12 protein-coding genes are annotated in these 12621 nt (G+C 61.0%); 4 read left to right on the top strand and 8 right to left on the bottom strand.

The features are described 5' to 3' along the window. Positions 1–10: 10 nt before the first annotated feature. The 7 genes from AC1VVK_RS21140 to AC1VVK_RS21110 all read right to left on the bottom strand — a co-directional run bounded on the left by AC1VVK_RS21140 (position 11) and on the right by AC1VVK_RS21110 (position 5306). Positions 11–835, bottom strand: a complete 825-nt coding sequence (locus AC1VVK_RS21140; RefSeq protein ID WP_482906706.1) for an urea amidolyase associated protein UAAP1 — start codon at positions 833–835, stop codon at positions 11–13. Then, positions 832–1311 carry a CopG family ribbon-helix-helix protein gene (locus AC1VVK_RS21135; RefSeq protein WP_482906705.1) on the bottom strand — a complete coding sequence of 160 codons (480 nt, stop codon included), beginning with the start codon at positions 1309–1311 and terminating at the stop codon, positions 832–834. Before AC1VVK_RS21135 ends, AC1VVK_RS21140 begins: the two co-directional genes overlap by 4 nt. A gap of 27 nt (positions 1312–1338) precedes the next feature. Next, the gene (locus AC1VVK_RS21130) at positions 1339–2106 is read right to left on the bottom strand and encodes an ATP-binding cassette domain-containing protein (protein WP_482906704.1); all 768 of its coding nucleotides are present in this window, start codon (positions 2104–2106) and stop codon (positions 1339–1341) included. Next, positions 2103–2918, bottom strand: coding sequence for an ABC transporter permease (locus AC1VVK_RS21125; protein ID WP_482906703.1), 816 nt, complete (start codon positions 2916–2918; stop codon positions 2103–2105). Before AC1VVK_RS21125 ends, AC1VVK_RS21130 begins: the two co-directional genes overlap by 4 nt. Before the next feature lie 48 nt (positions 2919–2966). Continuing rightward, positions 2967–4046: a putative urea ABC transporter substrate-binding protein gene (locus AC1VVK_RS21120; RefSeq protein WP_482906702.1), complete on the bottom strand. Its 1080-nt coding sequence runs from the start codon at positions 4044–4046 to the stop codon at positions 2967–2969. A gap of 261 nt (positions 4047–4307) precedes the next feature. Next, positions 4308–4781 (bottom strand): CopG family ribbon-helix-helix protein, encoded by a 474-nt coding sequence (locus AC1VVK_RS21115; RefSeq protein WP_132386336.1) that lies wholly within the window; start codon positions 4779–4781, stop codon positions 4308–4310. Positions 4782–4976: 195 nt separating this feature from the next. Then, positions 4977–5306 carry a hypothetical protein gene (locus AC1VVK_RS21110; protein ID WP_482906701.1) on the bottom strand — a complete coding sequence of 110 codons (330 nt, stop codon included), beginning with the start codon at positions 5304–5306 and terminating at the stop codon, positions 4977–4979. Between AC1VVK_RS21110 and AC1VVK_RS21105 the strand changes: the two genes are divergently transcribed. Continuing rightward, the gene (locus AC1VVK_RS21105; protein ID WP_482906700.1) at positions 5281–6276 is read left to right on the top strand and encodes a sterol desaturase family protein; all 996 of its coding nucleotides are present in this window, start codon (positions 5281–5283) and stop codon (positions 6274–6276) included. The genes AC1VVK_RS21110 and AC1VVK_RS21105 overlap by 26 nt on opposite strands. A gap of 203 nt (positions 6277–6479) precedes the next feature. Continuing rightward, positions 6480–8885: a TonB-dependent receptor gene (locus tag AC1VVK_RS21100; RefSeq protein WP_482906699.1), complete on the top strand. Its 2406-nt coding sequence runs from the start codon at positions 6480–6482 to the stop codon at positions 8883–8885. 108 nt (positions 8886–8993) lie between these two features. On the opposite strand, the gene AC1VVK_RS21095 is transcribed toward AC1VVK_RS21100, so the two are convergent. After that, positions 8994–10556: a sulfotransferase family protein gene (locus AC1VVK_RS21095; RefSeq protein WP_482906698.1), complete on the bottom strand. Its 1563-nt coding sequence runs from the start codon at positions 10554–10556 to the stop codon at positions 8994–8996. Between the two features lie 345 nt (positions 10557–10901). Here AC1VVK_RS21095 and AC1VVK_RS21090 point away from each other — a divergent pair, with 345 nt between their 5' ends. Next, positions 10902–11882 (top strand): sterol desaturase family protein, encoded by a 981-nt coding sequence (locus AC1VVK_RS21090; RefSeq protein WP_482906697.1) that lies wholly within the window; start codon positions 10902–10904, stop codon positions 11880–11882. A 124-nt stretch (positions 11883–12006) separates the two neighbouring features. Next, positions 12007–12618 carry a hypothetical protein gene (locus AC1VVK_RS21085; RefSeq protein WP_482906696.1) on the top strand — a complete coding sequence of 204 codons (612 nt, stop codon included), beginning with the start codon at positions 12007–12009 and terminating at the stop codon, positions 12616–12618. Positions 12619–12621 lie beyond the last annotated feature (3 nt).

Raw genomic sequence — 12621 nt, 5'->3', positions numbered from 1 at the left:
GCCTGTCCTTTCAGCGACGGAAGTAGTCTTCGACGTTCTGGAAGGCGCGAAGGCCTTCCGGCGTGGCAGTGCGGATCGGGTCCGCCTCCGGCGTGACCGGGCCGCGCCAGGCCGAGACGCGCAGCGGCGTCACTGTCCAGTCGTCACGCGGGTCGAGCACATGCGGGCAGTTGGCGATCACCACGATCACGTCCATTTCCGCGCGCAGCACCACGCTGCGACCGGCCTGGAACGGACCCACTTGCGGGGTGATCGTGCCGTCCGTCTCGATCCGCGTGCCCTTGAACAGGGTCACGCAGGGGTGCACATCGCGGCGGCCGAGACCGTGCTTGCCCGCGCCCAAGAGAAAGCGGTCGCGCCCGTTTGGATAAGCGCCGCTATTGCTGCCGTCGCCGTATTTGGCCGCATTGGTGGCGGCATTGGAGGTGCCGCAGAAGGTGTCATGCGTGCCGGCATCGTCTTCCAGAATGCTCATGAGCACGCGGCCCATGTCGGACAGCAGCAGCTTGCCCGCATCGAGATAGGCGTTCCACTGGACTTTTACGGTGTCCGCGACGTTGAGCCGCTCGGTCGGCATTTCCGCATTGAAGACGAGCAGCGAGGCGCAGGCATCGCCCTTGATGTCGATCAGCCGCAGGCGCGTGCCGCGTGCCAGCCGCCGCGTCACATAGCCGCCTGCCGCAATCGTTTCCTCCCACGTGAGGTCCTGCGCGGACACACCGGCCGGGAGATCGCTCGCGACCGGCGGCAGCACCGGCATGCTCTCGATCACGGTGCCTTCCATGCCGCGTGCATGGTCGCGGGCGGCAAGCGGGTTCGCCAGAATCTGGGTCATGAATTCGCTCCGATCGACTGGGAGTTGCCGCCGTCCTGTTCGTAAAGCGGCGGCAGAAGGGCGGTGGTGGTCACGAGTTCCAGCTGCTGCATCCCGCGCACGCGCCGGATGGCATCGCACAGTTCCTTCAGCCGCACGGCCGGGCCTTGCACGAGCAGGACTTCGAGAGATTGATCGTCCTCCAGCACGACATGCTGAGAGGAAATGATTTCCTTCAGATAACTGGTCTGGGTCTGGGAAAGCTGGTGCCGAACACGGCCCTGCTCGCTGCGGTAAACAAGGGTAATCGTGCCGGCGAGCATCTCGTCCGGGTGGGTAAGCGAGCCATGCTCGGCAAGAGCGTGGCGGATCAGTTCGGCGATCAGTTGCGAGCGGGAAGGAAGCCCCCGTTCCGCCACCATCGTGTCGAGCTGTCTGAAGAGGTCTGCCGGAAGGCTCATGCTGAGCCGCGCCAGGCTTGCGGATTCGGAGCTCATATGCACCTCCTTCCAATTATTACCTATTCAGTCAATAGTAATACTCACGCGCTCGTCGGAAATCTGTTCGACCCGCTCCTTGAGCGGCAGATCGTAGACCGCGGCAGCGCCGAAACGGTGGGGCGCGTGCGGATCGTGACGGCGCTTGTCGAGCGCGATCACGCGCGTTCCAAGGCTGAAAGCCTCGCGAATATCGTGAGTGACCATGACGATCGTCAGCGCATAGTCGCTCCACAATTTCCGGATCAGCACGTGCATGTCGGCACGGATTCCGGGATCGAGCGCGCCGAACGGCTCATCGAGCAGAAGTATGCGTGGCCGCTTCACAAGCGCCTGGGCAATCGCCAGCCGCTGCTGCATGCCGCCTGACATCTGCGCGGGATAGAGGTGCAGGCTGTCACCCAGTCCCACGGCGGTCAGCATCTCGACCGCCTCCTCTTTCGCCGCACGCCGGGCGGCGCCGAACAGGCGGGCCGAAAGTGGCGCCCTTGCGCATTCCATCCCGAGGATCGTGTTGCCCAGCGCCGAGAGATGCGGAAACACCGAGTAGCGCTGGAACACGATGCCGCGATCCGGTCCGCACTCCGGCGCGAGCGGTATACCGTCGAGGAGAATGGACCCGTGGGTGGGCCCCTCCTGGCCAAGGATCAGGCGCAGAAAACTGCTCTTGCCCGCCCCCGAAGGACCAATGATCGAGACGAACGAGTGGGCTTCGATATCGAGGGACAGTTTCTCGATGACGATCCTGTCTCCATATTCGACCCAGACGTCGCGAAAGCTGAGAAGTGTGCTCAATGGTTTTCTCCGTGTGCCCACGGGAACAGCCGCCTGCTCAGGAAAGTCAGCGTCACGTCCATCGCGATCGCCAGAAGCGCGATCCAGGCGACGTAGGGAATGATGACGTCCATCGAGAGATAGCGGCGAACCAGGAAGATGCGGTATCCAAGGCCGACATCGGATGCGATCGCCTCGGCAGAGATCAGGAAGACCCATGCCGGTCCGAGCGACAGCCGCATTGCCTGCAAGAGCCGGGGCATGGCCTGTGGCAGCGCCACGCGGATCATCACTTGCCAGCTGCTGGCGCCCAGAGTCTGCGCCTTGATGATCTGTTCTCTGGGCAAGGCGGCGACATGGGCCGCGATGTCGCGGATCATGACCGGCGCTATGCCCACCACGATCAGTGCGACTTTCGCCGTCTCGCCCAATCCCAGCGCGATGAACAGGATCGGCAGCAGGGCAATCGGCGGGATCACCGCGATGCCCGTCACCAGCGGCCCGAACGTGGCACGCACCGGCGGCAGCGCCCCCAGCGCGAGCCCGACGCAGATCGCCATCAATGTCGAGATGCCCAGCCCGATCCCCAGCCGCTGGAGGCTTGCGAGCGTGTCCGCCCAGAACACCAGCTGACCCGTCAGCTGGTCGGGCTGGAACATCAGGACGGACATGCTCTGCACCATGCTGGAAGGCAGGGGCAGGATCTTGTCCGCCGGATTGGCCGCGTGGCGGCTGGCGGCTACCAGCAGATAGGCCACCGCCAGCAGCAGGATTGGCAGCGCGCCAAGGAGCAGGCGGTCGCTTCGCCGGAGTTGACGATTCACCCAACGCATTGCGTCATGTCACCTTGATGTAGCGGAATTGAAGGGCTCCGAGTGCGCTCAGAGCTTGCCGTCGGCTGCCATCTTCATGAAGCTTTCGTCGAAGCGCAGCGTCACGTGCTGGGCGTCGCCGAGCGTCTTGCCGCCGGGGAAGGCCATCCCCACCGCGTCGGCGGACGTCGCGCCCTTGAACAGCCCCTTGGAGAAGCTGAAATCGCGGACGCGTGTCATGGTGGTGACCAGCGCCGGAGACGATGCCGCCGCGACCGCCGCCTTCGGATCGGAATAGAGGAACGTGGTGGTGAGCTGGCTGTCGAACGCTTCCGGCGTCGAGCCCGCCAGCTTAGCCATCGCCGCGCGCGCGGCCTTGCCCTCGCCGTCCTGACGCTTCATCAGCGCCACCGTTTCGTACCAGATGCCCGCAAGCGCCTTGCCGAGGTTCGGATTGGCCTTCAGTGTGGCGGTATCGACCGCCAGAAGATCGAGAATTTCACCCGGAATGTCAGCCGAGCTGAACACTTCCTTCGCGCCGGGCTGTTCCTTCATGACCGAAAGCTGGGGGTTCCACGCGACGGCCGCCGTAACGTCCGGGCTGGCGAACGCGCCCACGATGTCGGCGTCCGAGGTGTTCACGGTCTTCACGTCGTTCAGCGCCAGCCCGGCCGAGTTCAGCGCGCGTGCCAGCAAGTAGTGCGAGACGGAAAGCTCGACGAGGTTGATCTGCTTGCCCTTGATGGCCTTCAGATCGCTGGCGCCCTTCAGCAGGATGCCGTCGTTGCCGTTGGAATAGTCGCCCACGATGATGGCGCTGGTGTCCTTGCCACCCGCAGCCGGAATCGTGAGCGCATCCATATTGGCAACAGTAACGCCGTCCAACTTTCCGGCAGTATACTGATTAACCGATTCGACGTAGTCGTTCACCTGAACGATGTTGATCTTGATGTGGTACTTGTCCGCCCACTTCTTCACGATGCCGGCCTGCTGCGCGTAAGGCCAGGGCATCCAGCCCGCATAGATCGACCATCCGATGTTGAATTCCTGGCGCTTCGGCGCGTCGCTCGATGTCTGTGAGCAAGCCGCGGTAAGAAGCACGCCAGCCATCAGTGCGGCCTTGGATATTCTACGGATCGATACGATCATGAGTCGGTCCCCTTTCGCAGTGCAGCATTGCCGCGAATGAAAGGGTTGTCCATCGAAAATTATTACGGTGAACCGATTCTGTAATACTCACCCCTTGAGGGGGAATCGGCACGCGGACCGAGAAGCGCAATTTCCGCCGCTGCCCGGGCTTTTTCGCCAAGTCCGGACACGGATAGGCTGCGGCGATCGGACCGGAAACCGTCGCTGCGATCTTCAAGGCACGCAGCGCGGCGAGATCGCAATCCTCGCCACAGGCGGCCGTTACACCGCCTCTTCGCTCTTGGCCCGCGGCTTGCGAGTTGGGGCGGCGTCGTCGCTCCTGGCCTTCTCCTGCTCGTGAAGCGGCGGAAGCAAGGCGGTGGTGGTGACAAGCTGGAGTTGGCGAACACCCCGAATCCCGCGCAGCGCGTCGCACAATTCCTTCAATCGCGCGGCAGGCCCCTGCACCAGCAGGACCTCAAGCGACTGATCGTCCTCCAGAAACACGTGCTGTGAGGAGATGACCTCCTTCAAGTACTCTGCCTGGCTCTGCGCAAGCTGCTGGCGCACTTTGCCCCTGTCGCCCCGGTAAACAAGGGTGATCGTGCCGGCGAGCATCTCTTCGGGACGCGTCAATGCCTCATGCTCGGCAAGAGCATGGCGGATGAGTTCGGAGATCAGTTGCGATCGCGAAGGCAGGCCACGTTCTTCCACCATGGCGTCGAGCTGGCGAAACAGCTCGGCGGGGAGGCTCATGCTGAGCCGGGCAAGACTGGCGGGATCGGTGCTCAAACTGCGCCCCTTTCTGCGATCATCACTATCTTCAAATGCAAAACCTTACGGCCGTCTCCTATCGCATGCGCCGGCAATAAGACAGTCCACGATTGCGCTCTCGGCAGGTTCTGCAAGAAGTACAAACAATCGTGCGCATCGCGCGGCCGGCAGGACAGGTCATGTGCCTGCCACGCGCGAATCAGCAACGATGTTTTCCCCGTGGGCGGCGCCCGCCTGAGCAGCGTTCATCGCGCTCACCAAACGCACGTGCGGCAAAGCTTCATAAACTCCTCCTCCAAGAATGGTGGTATTCCGCCATTTTTTTCGATTTTCCGGTAAATGCTGCACTTGCAGCATTAATACGCTTGACGAAAAAGGTAATATCCATACCGTGTGCTTAATGTCGCCGAACAGAGCGACTGAGCGGGAGGAAAGAATCTGCAATAGCAAGCCGGGTCGCCGGCTTGGATGGGGGTTTTCGATGGGACAACTGCCGGCCAGCATCACGGTTCTATCAGGCGATGAGCATTCATTCGCCGGTGGCAGCTATCCCGACGGAAATCCGGATTCTTCCGGCGCACGGAATGACACTACACTGAAGAACAAGGTCTTCGATCTGCTGCCACCGGCGTTCGTCGCGCTCACCGTTCTGTTCTGGGCGTATGGCCCGAAGTCATGGATCGATAATTCCTGGTCCCTCGTTGTCGCCACTTCGCTGACGACATTGGCGGTGTTGGCCCTGGAATGGGTCCACGAACGGCATTCGGGCTGGCGAATGAACAAGCGCGAATTCGTCACCGATCTGTTCTACGTGATCCTCGGAGCCACGGTGATAACGTGGGTTTCGACCAAACTGGCCGAAGATCCGCTGACTTCGGTGAAACACTCGCTCGGTATTACCACCCAGTGGGCCATGCACTTGCCGTTCGTCGTGCAGGTCGCGCTGGTGATCTTCGTCATCGAATTCGGCCAGTACTGGATGCACCGGCTGATGCATAACTGGACGCCGTTCTGGCTGACCCACGCCCCGCATCACCACATCACCCAGTTGAACGCAATGAAAGGCGCGGTGGGCAACCCCATCGAACTGTTCCTCATCAGCCTCAGCATAGTGGCGCTGTTCGATATTCCGCAGGCCGCCCAATTCTGCGCTTTCAATGTTCTGGCGGTGGTTTCGACTTTCGCACATGCCAATGTGCGTGCGGACCCGCCCCGGTTCTACTCGCTCTTCTTCACGACGATCCGGCATCATAGCCTCCACCATTCGGTCGATTATGAAGCCACCCGTTGCAATTACGCCAATTCGCTGATCCTCATCGACCGCATTTTCGGAACCTATCGCGAAGGCGAATCCGCGATCGTCGGGCAAGATGAACGCAAGCGACTTTCCATCCGGGAGCAGTTCCTGTTCCCGTTCCAACCGCTGATCGCGCGGATCATCGCGAAACGTAGCGAGGCGGCCTCCGCAACCCGCTGATCCACGGCGCAATACCAAGGATCGCATCGGTAAATACCTCGGCGCGCAGTGAGAGCGCCGAGTGCAGGAAACGCGCCGGCAAGACACCCCTCAAGCGGTGGCAGGGCGCGTCCAAGAGGGACTTCCAAGCAACACCCACAGGGTTCTGGCAGGGGCAAGCCAGGGCACGGGCAACGTAAACCAAAACACAGACAGGGAAGCACATGACATATCGCGCAAAAATGAAAGCGGGGCTGCTGTCCGCAACCGTGTTCACAAGCACCGCACTGGCCGTGCCGGCCATGGCGCAGGACGCCACCGTATCGGATGACGGCAATGCCATCGTCGTGACCGGCACCCGCCGCGCCACGACGATCATGGACACGCCGATCAACATTTCGGCGATCGGCTCCGAGGACCTCGCCCGCCAGCACATCGACGACGTGCGCGATCTCGCCGCTTTCACGCCTGGCCTGACGATTTCCGACACCGGCCCCGGCGGCACCGGGACGATCGTTCTGCGCGGCCTCAATGCTTCCGATGTCGACTCCGGAGGCGCCAACTATGACGATGCCCTCGGCGTCTATCTGGGCGAAGTGCCGCTCTACTACGACTTCAAGCTGCTCGACATTGCGCGCGTGGAAACGTTGCTGGGCCCGCAGGGCACGCTCTACGGCCTCGGCACGCTGGCCGGCGCGATCCGCTACATCCCGAACCGCCCCGATCTCGATAGCTTCGAGGGCGAGGCCCATGGCCGCCTCTACGGCAAGAGCCACGGCAGCCACGCAGGCTATCAGTTCGACGGCATGATCAACATTCCGATCGTCAAGGACCACATCGCCTTCCGCACCGCCACCGGCTACTATTACGACCCCGGCTTTATCGATTATCCGCTGCTGCTTCAGGAACCTGGCGTCTCTCTTCCGCAGCCGGGCGGTCCGGACGGCGTAACGCCCGAAGAAGCCTCGGCAAACCTGAAGAAGCGCAAGGATCTCAATTTCGAAAGAACCTTTACGACGCGCAACCAGTTGCTGTTCCAGACCACCGAAGACCTGAAGGTCATCTTCACTTACGCATTCCAGCGCACCAAGACCGACGGCTCCCAGTCCAACAGCGCCGGCGTGATGGGCACCGGCAAGTACGAGAACGCAGCCCGCTACGAAGAGCCGGTAAACCGCCGCGCGCATCTGGCCAGCATGGAGATCAACGCAAACATTGCCGACATCGCCGATCTCGTCTCGACAACGGCCTATACCAATGTTCGCGTGAAGTCGAAGTCCGACAATACTGACTTGCTGCTCGATCTCGACTACGACTACGAGCTGTTCCCCGCGTTTTCGAGCTGGAACGAATCCGACAATACCCGCAAGCAGTTCAACCAGGAAATCCGCCTCGTCTCGCGTCATGGCGGACCGCTCAACTGGGTGCTCGGCGCCTTCTACAACGATCAGAAATACCACAACGATTATGCCGAACACACGCCCGGCCTGTCGGACTTCTACGGCGTTCCCAACAATCCTGACGATCTCGAATATGTCAGCTACATCAAGTCCAAGGTAACCGAAAAGGCGATCTTCGGCGAAGGCACGTTCAGGATCACGCCAAAGTGGCAGGTCACAGGCGGCGCGCGTTACTTCAAGTATACGTCGGAGATCCAGGGCGCTCTCGTCCTTCCCCTGCTGGGGGATCCGCTCAGCCCCTATGACCTGACTCCGTCGGGCGGCAAGGCCAAGCAGGATGGCTGGGTGTGGAAGTTCAACACCTCGTACAACTTCACCCCTGACCTGATGGTCTACGCCACGTACAGCAAGGGCTACCGCATCGGCGGACCTAACCGCGTGGCGCCCTGCCCCGATCCCGTTCCGGCAAACCAGCAGAACGCCTGCGCACTACCGAACGAGATCCAGTACGGTCCGGACAAGACGAAGAACGCCGAAATCGGCATTCGTACGCAGCTGTTCGACCGGAAACTGTCGTTCAACTTTGACGTCTTCCATATCGTCTGGGACGGCATTCAGGTCGACTCGACCACCCTTTACGGCGCAACCGGGATCACCGTTAACGGCGGTTCGGCCAAGTCGCAGGGCTTCGAAGCCTCGTTCCAGCTCAGGCCGATCCCCGAACTGGCGATCCAGGGCATGTATTCGTACACCGATGCGAAGCTCACCGACGACGTACCCGGCATCATCACGATCCGCACGACCCCCGGCGATTATGACGCGCGGCCGAAGTTCACACAGCTCGACGCGCTGGACGGCGACCGTCTGCCGGGCTCGGCCAAGAATTCGGGCAGCCTGGGCGCCACTTACACCATGCCGTTCATGGACGGCAGCCTGATCGGCAACTGGACCGCAACCTATCGCGGAAACGTGGTGTCCCGACTGGGTTGGGACCGCGCCTATGGCGACAAGATCCCGGGCTACGTCCTCCACCGGGCCTCGATCTCTTACGAAACCGACAAGTACAGCATCGGCCTCTTTGCCAACAACATCTTCGACAAATACGCGGTCGTCTCGGTTGGCAACGATCGCTCGCGCATCGGTGTAAACGATGGCGTTGCCGTGCGCTTCTACCGGCAGACCGTGCTGAACCCACGTACAGTCGGGATCGAGGCGCGCATAAAGTACTGATCTTCATGCGAGGATCGAGGCGTTCTCGGTACAACGGAACACCTCGATCCCACCCGCTGCGTTACCCACTCCGCCATCGCTTGCCAGACGGCAGGCGATGGCGCTTTGTCAGAGCTTTACGCCCTGCGCCTCAAGCCATGCGCGCGCCGGTTCCAACGCGGCTTCGTGGGCCCGCCATTTCTGCACGGAATCGGCATTGATCGGCCGGCGCACCTGCGCCGCGCTGGGCGTCGCAACGGCGGCGCCGTTCTCATGAAACGACAGGCAGCCCTCGTCCCAATCGAGGTCGCAATGTCGCAGCAACCCCCGGGTTTGCCCCTCCTGATCCGCGACCAGCGCCTCATACGACAATTGCAGAACCCGCCCCGGCCAAATGCTTTCCCAAAGCGCCATCAGCCGGTCAAAGCGCGCATAATAGCGCGCCGTGTCCATGAGGTCGTAAGAGTAGGCGTAATAGGCCGATTGGCTGGCGAAGAGGTTCTTGTAGTTGCTCCAGATCGTATCCATCGGATTCCGGCGCAGGCAGACGATCCGGGCATTGGGCAAGGCACGCGCAATATGCCCGATGTAGAGGAAATTGGCCGGCAACTTGTCGGTAAAGCGCGCTTTCACGCCCGGACGATGATGATCGGCACGCTTCAGATAGGCGTCGCCAATCGCCGCCGGATCGATGCCCGCGCTGGCAGCAATGGTTTCCGGATCGATTACGCGCCGCGATGATGTGCCCGTAAGTTGCTTGACCGCCAACGGCATCGCCTGAAGCTCACCCGCCGCCTCGACATCGCGGTGCGACGACAGGATGCGGTCGACCAGCGTGGTGCCCGTGCGCGGCATGCCCACGACGAAAATGGGTGCCGGACCGGCATTACCCCCGCTTGCATCGAAACTGTTCGGCGGGCCGCCGAATAGCGCCTCGATCGCGTCGAATATCGCGGCGTCCTGCTGGAAATCGTAACCGAGCGCCTGTTTCTGCGCATCGTTGGCCGCGGACAAATGCCGAAACGCTTCGGCGGCGTTGCCGATGTCTTCCAGTTCCTTTGCCAAGGCATAGCGGATCCGGAGGGCTTTATCGGGCGCATCCGCCCGTGCCAGCGCCGCTTCCAGTCGGGGCACATGATTGGTCTGCGCGGTCTGTCGAGAGAGAATGGCGAGCGCATAATGCGCACGCGCATCTCCGGGATCTGCGGCCAAAATCATTTCGTATTGCGCGCGTGCTTCTTCGACGCGGCCCGTAAAACCGCTCGCCGCCGCCAGATTGTAGCGATAGTCCAGATTGTCCGGCGCGGCCGCCACTGCCTCTGCGAATGGCGCCATCGATGCCTCATGGTCCCCGAGGCGGGCTAGTACGCATCCGATAGTATCGAACGTCAGGGCGTCTTCGGGCGTCAGTGCCATGGCCTCACGCGCGGCATCCGCAGCCTCGCCGTCCCGCCGCAGCAAAATGAGCAATCGCGCAAGCTGCGCCAGATGTTCGGCTTTCGGACCTCGCTCTACCGCAGCTTCGATCAAGGGAACGGCATTGGCCAATTGACCCGCCTCTGCCGCTGCGACGCCGAGCAAAAAGAACCCTTCCGGCTGTTGCGGGCTGGCATCCGCGAGCGCCTTGGCAGCGGCAACAGCGGCCCGCAGGTCGCCGCGTTTCAGCGCCTCTCTCGCCTGCGTTTCCAGCATCAAGCCGCACCCGTCACGGAATTCGAATTATGCCCCGACGTTTGCTGGAAAGGCGCCTTGAACAGCGGGCACGGCCAAGACCGCAAGGAAGCGGGATTCCACCTGATTTCCATCATTGCTCCACGTACCCCTTCCGACCGAAGCCTAACCGTCGGCAACCATTTTGCCAACCGATCCTGGGCCGTCCAAATCGACCCCAGGCGCAATATCGGCATCGCCGGATTTTTTCCCGAAAACGGGCCGGAAACGTCCACTTTGTGTCTAGACACGATGGGTCCATTGGTATTACGTTATAACATGTTAGTATTACTGAAATGGGTAGCGAAATAATACGAGGGCAGGCGTATGGACGGAGTTCGCGTAGGCAAAAGATTAATAGGTACACAGGCGCCGGTAACCATAGGCTGGGAGAACATCCCCAAGGTGGAGGGCGGCCCGGTCAAGCAGTTCATCTTTACCTGGTTCCAGCCCACGGTGCTCTTCGCACTGCTCGCGTTCTGGTATTATGCCCCCAATTCCATCGCCAAGGCATCCACCGCAGTGGGCATCGGCATCGGCTTCAAGGTGCTATTGCTGGGGCTTGAATGGGTAAACCCGCGCCACGAGAGCTGGCGGCTAACCTGGAAGGAACTGGTCACAGACCTGTTCTATGTCGGGCTCGGCTATACGGCGCTCCGAATAGTCGACGATTACATCGGCGACAAAGTCATGGTCGAAGCCGTACAGCACTATTTCCACTGGGACAAATTTACCTGGTTTATGGGTCTGCCGCTGCTGGTGCAGGCTTTCCTGATCTCGTTCGTCTTCGATTTCGGGCAATATTGGATGCATCGCGGGATGCATAACTGGTACCCCTTGTGGTTACCCCACTCTGTACATCACTATATAACCCAGTTGAACATCAACAAAGGTGCGGTGGGCAATCCAGTAGAGCTGTTCCTGATCGGGCTTGGCATCGGCGGCTTCTTTGATTTTCTGCCGCGCGCCTTCCTGCTCGCCGGCGCCTTTGGCATGGCGATCGGCACTTACCAGCACATCAATGTCCGCTTCAACTCACCAAGATGGTGGCGCTTCCTGTTCAACACGACCGAACATCATAGCCTGCATCATTCGCAAGACTTTGAGGCCACCCGCAGCAACTATTCGGGTTCCTACATCTTCATCGACCGCATTTTCGGAACTTGCATTGACGGTGAGGCCGAACTGTTGGGCATGGAAGGCGGCCGCCGCATGTCGATCCGCGAACAGATGACCTTCCCTTTCACCGAAGGCTGGAAGTCGCTCAAGGAACGCTTTGGTCAACCGGTTGCCACGCCCGCCGAGTAATGCCTGCTCCATCCGCATAATCCGCCTGCTCCCATTTGCCATGCCCGGTCTGGGCCGCCTTGAGCGGCCCGGGCTTGAGGCTTGCCGCTAAACGGCATCGAACAGCTCTCCCAAAGGAGGTCACGTGAACTCGCGTTTCATCGACTGGATCTGGCACGTCAGGGGGAGTGTGACACTCGCTCCCGAACAATCGAGCGACGATGCCTTTGACAGGCTCGACCCGCTGTTCCGCCAATACGGCACCAGCCACGAGCGGACGAACGATACCCTAATTTTCCGCAAGAAGGATCAGGCGGCTCAGGACAAGATGTCCGTGTTCGATGGCGGCGTCTTGCGGATCGAGCAAGGCGTGTCCGGGTCCGTGCTACGCTATCATCTGACCAGCCGGGCATTGCTGTTCTGCTTTCTGGCACCGCTACTGTTTCTGGGCATGGCTCAGTTGACCATAGCCCTGGGCAAGCACGAAAAACCGTCAGCCGAGGCTGCAAGCACGCCTGCAAAAGGTCATGATGCCAAAAAAGATGCAGACGTGCCGATGAACCCGATCGACAAAGCCCTGGGCGCACCAGCCCCCGAAAAGAAGGACGCGGACAAGCCTGAAGGGCGCAACAAGAAACCCTCTGCCACGTCCGCCTATGTTTTTGCTGCGATCTTCGCCTCGCTCTATCTCGTGGGGCGGATTCTCGAAGACAGGCTGGTCAAGACATTGTTTAGAAGGAGCTTGCTGGGCTCATAGCCC

It is taken from the genome of Novosphingobium sp. BL-S-32, assembly GCF_056857055.1.
Note: the sequence above shows the minus strand (reverse complement) of the source record. Positions and strands in the feature narration are given on the sequence as shown.

Excerpts from the sequence above, each read along its gene's own strand:
- AC1VVK_RS21095 (WP_482906698.1), bottom strand. The coding sequence starts at position 10,556 with ATGCTGGAAACGCAGGCGAGAGAGGCGCTGAAACGCGGCGACCTGCGG.
- AC1VVK_RS21140 (WP_482906706.1), bottom strand. The coding sequence starts at position 835 with ATGACCCAGATTCTGGCGAACCCGCTTGCCGCCCGCGACCATGCACGC.
- AC1VVK_RS21115 (WP_132386336.1), bottom strand. The coding sequence starts at position 4,781 with ATGAGCCTCCCCGCCGAGCTGTTTCGCCAGCTCGACGCCATGGTGGAA.
- AC1VVK_RS21090 (WP_482906697.1), top strand. The coding sequence starts at position 10,902 with ATGGACGGAGTTCGCGTAGGCAAAAGATTAATAGGTACACAGGCGCCG.
- AC1VVK_RS21120 (WP_482906702.1), bottom strand. The coding sequence starts at position 4,046 with ATGATCGTATCGATCCGTAGAATATCCAAGGCCGCACTGATGGCTGGC.
- AC1VVK_RS21105 (WP_482906700.1), top strand. The coding sequence starts at position 5,281 with ATGGGACAACTGCCGGCCAGCATCACGGTTCTATCAGGCGATGAGCAT.
- AC1VVK_RS21100 (WP_482906699.1), top strand. The coding sequence starts at position 6,480 with ATGACATATCGCGCAAAAATGAAAGCGGGGCTGCTGTCCGCAACCGTG.
- AC1VVK_RS21135 (WP_482906705.1), bottom strand. The coding sequence starts at position 1,311 with ATGAGCTCCGAATCCGCAAGCCTGGCGCGGCTCAGCATGAGCCTTCCG.
- AC1VVK_RS21125 (WP_482906703.1), bottom strand. The coding sequence starts at position 2,918 with ATGCGTTGGGTGAATCGTCAACTCCGGCGAAGCGACCGCCTGCTCCTT.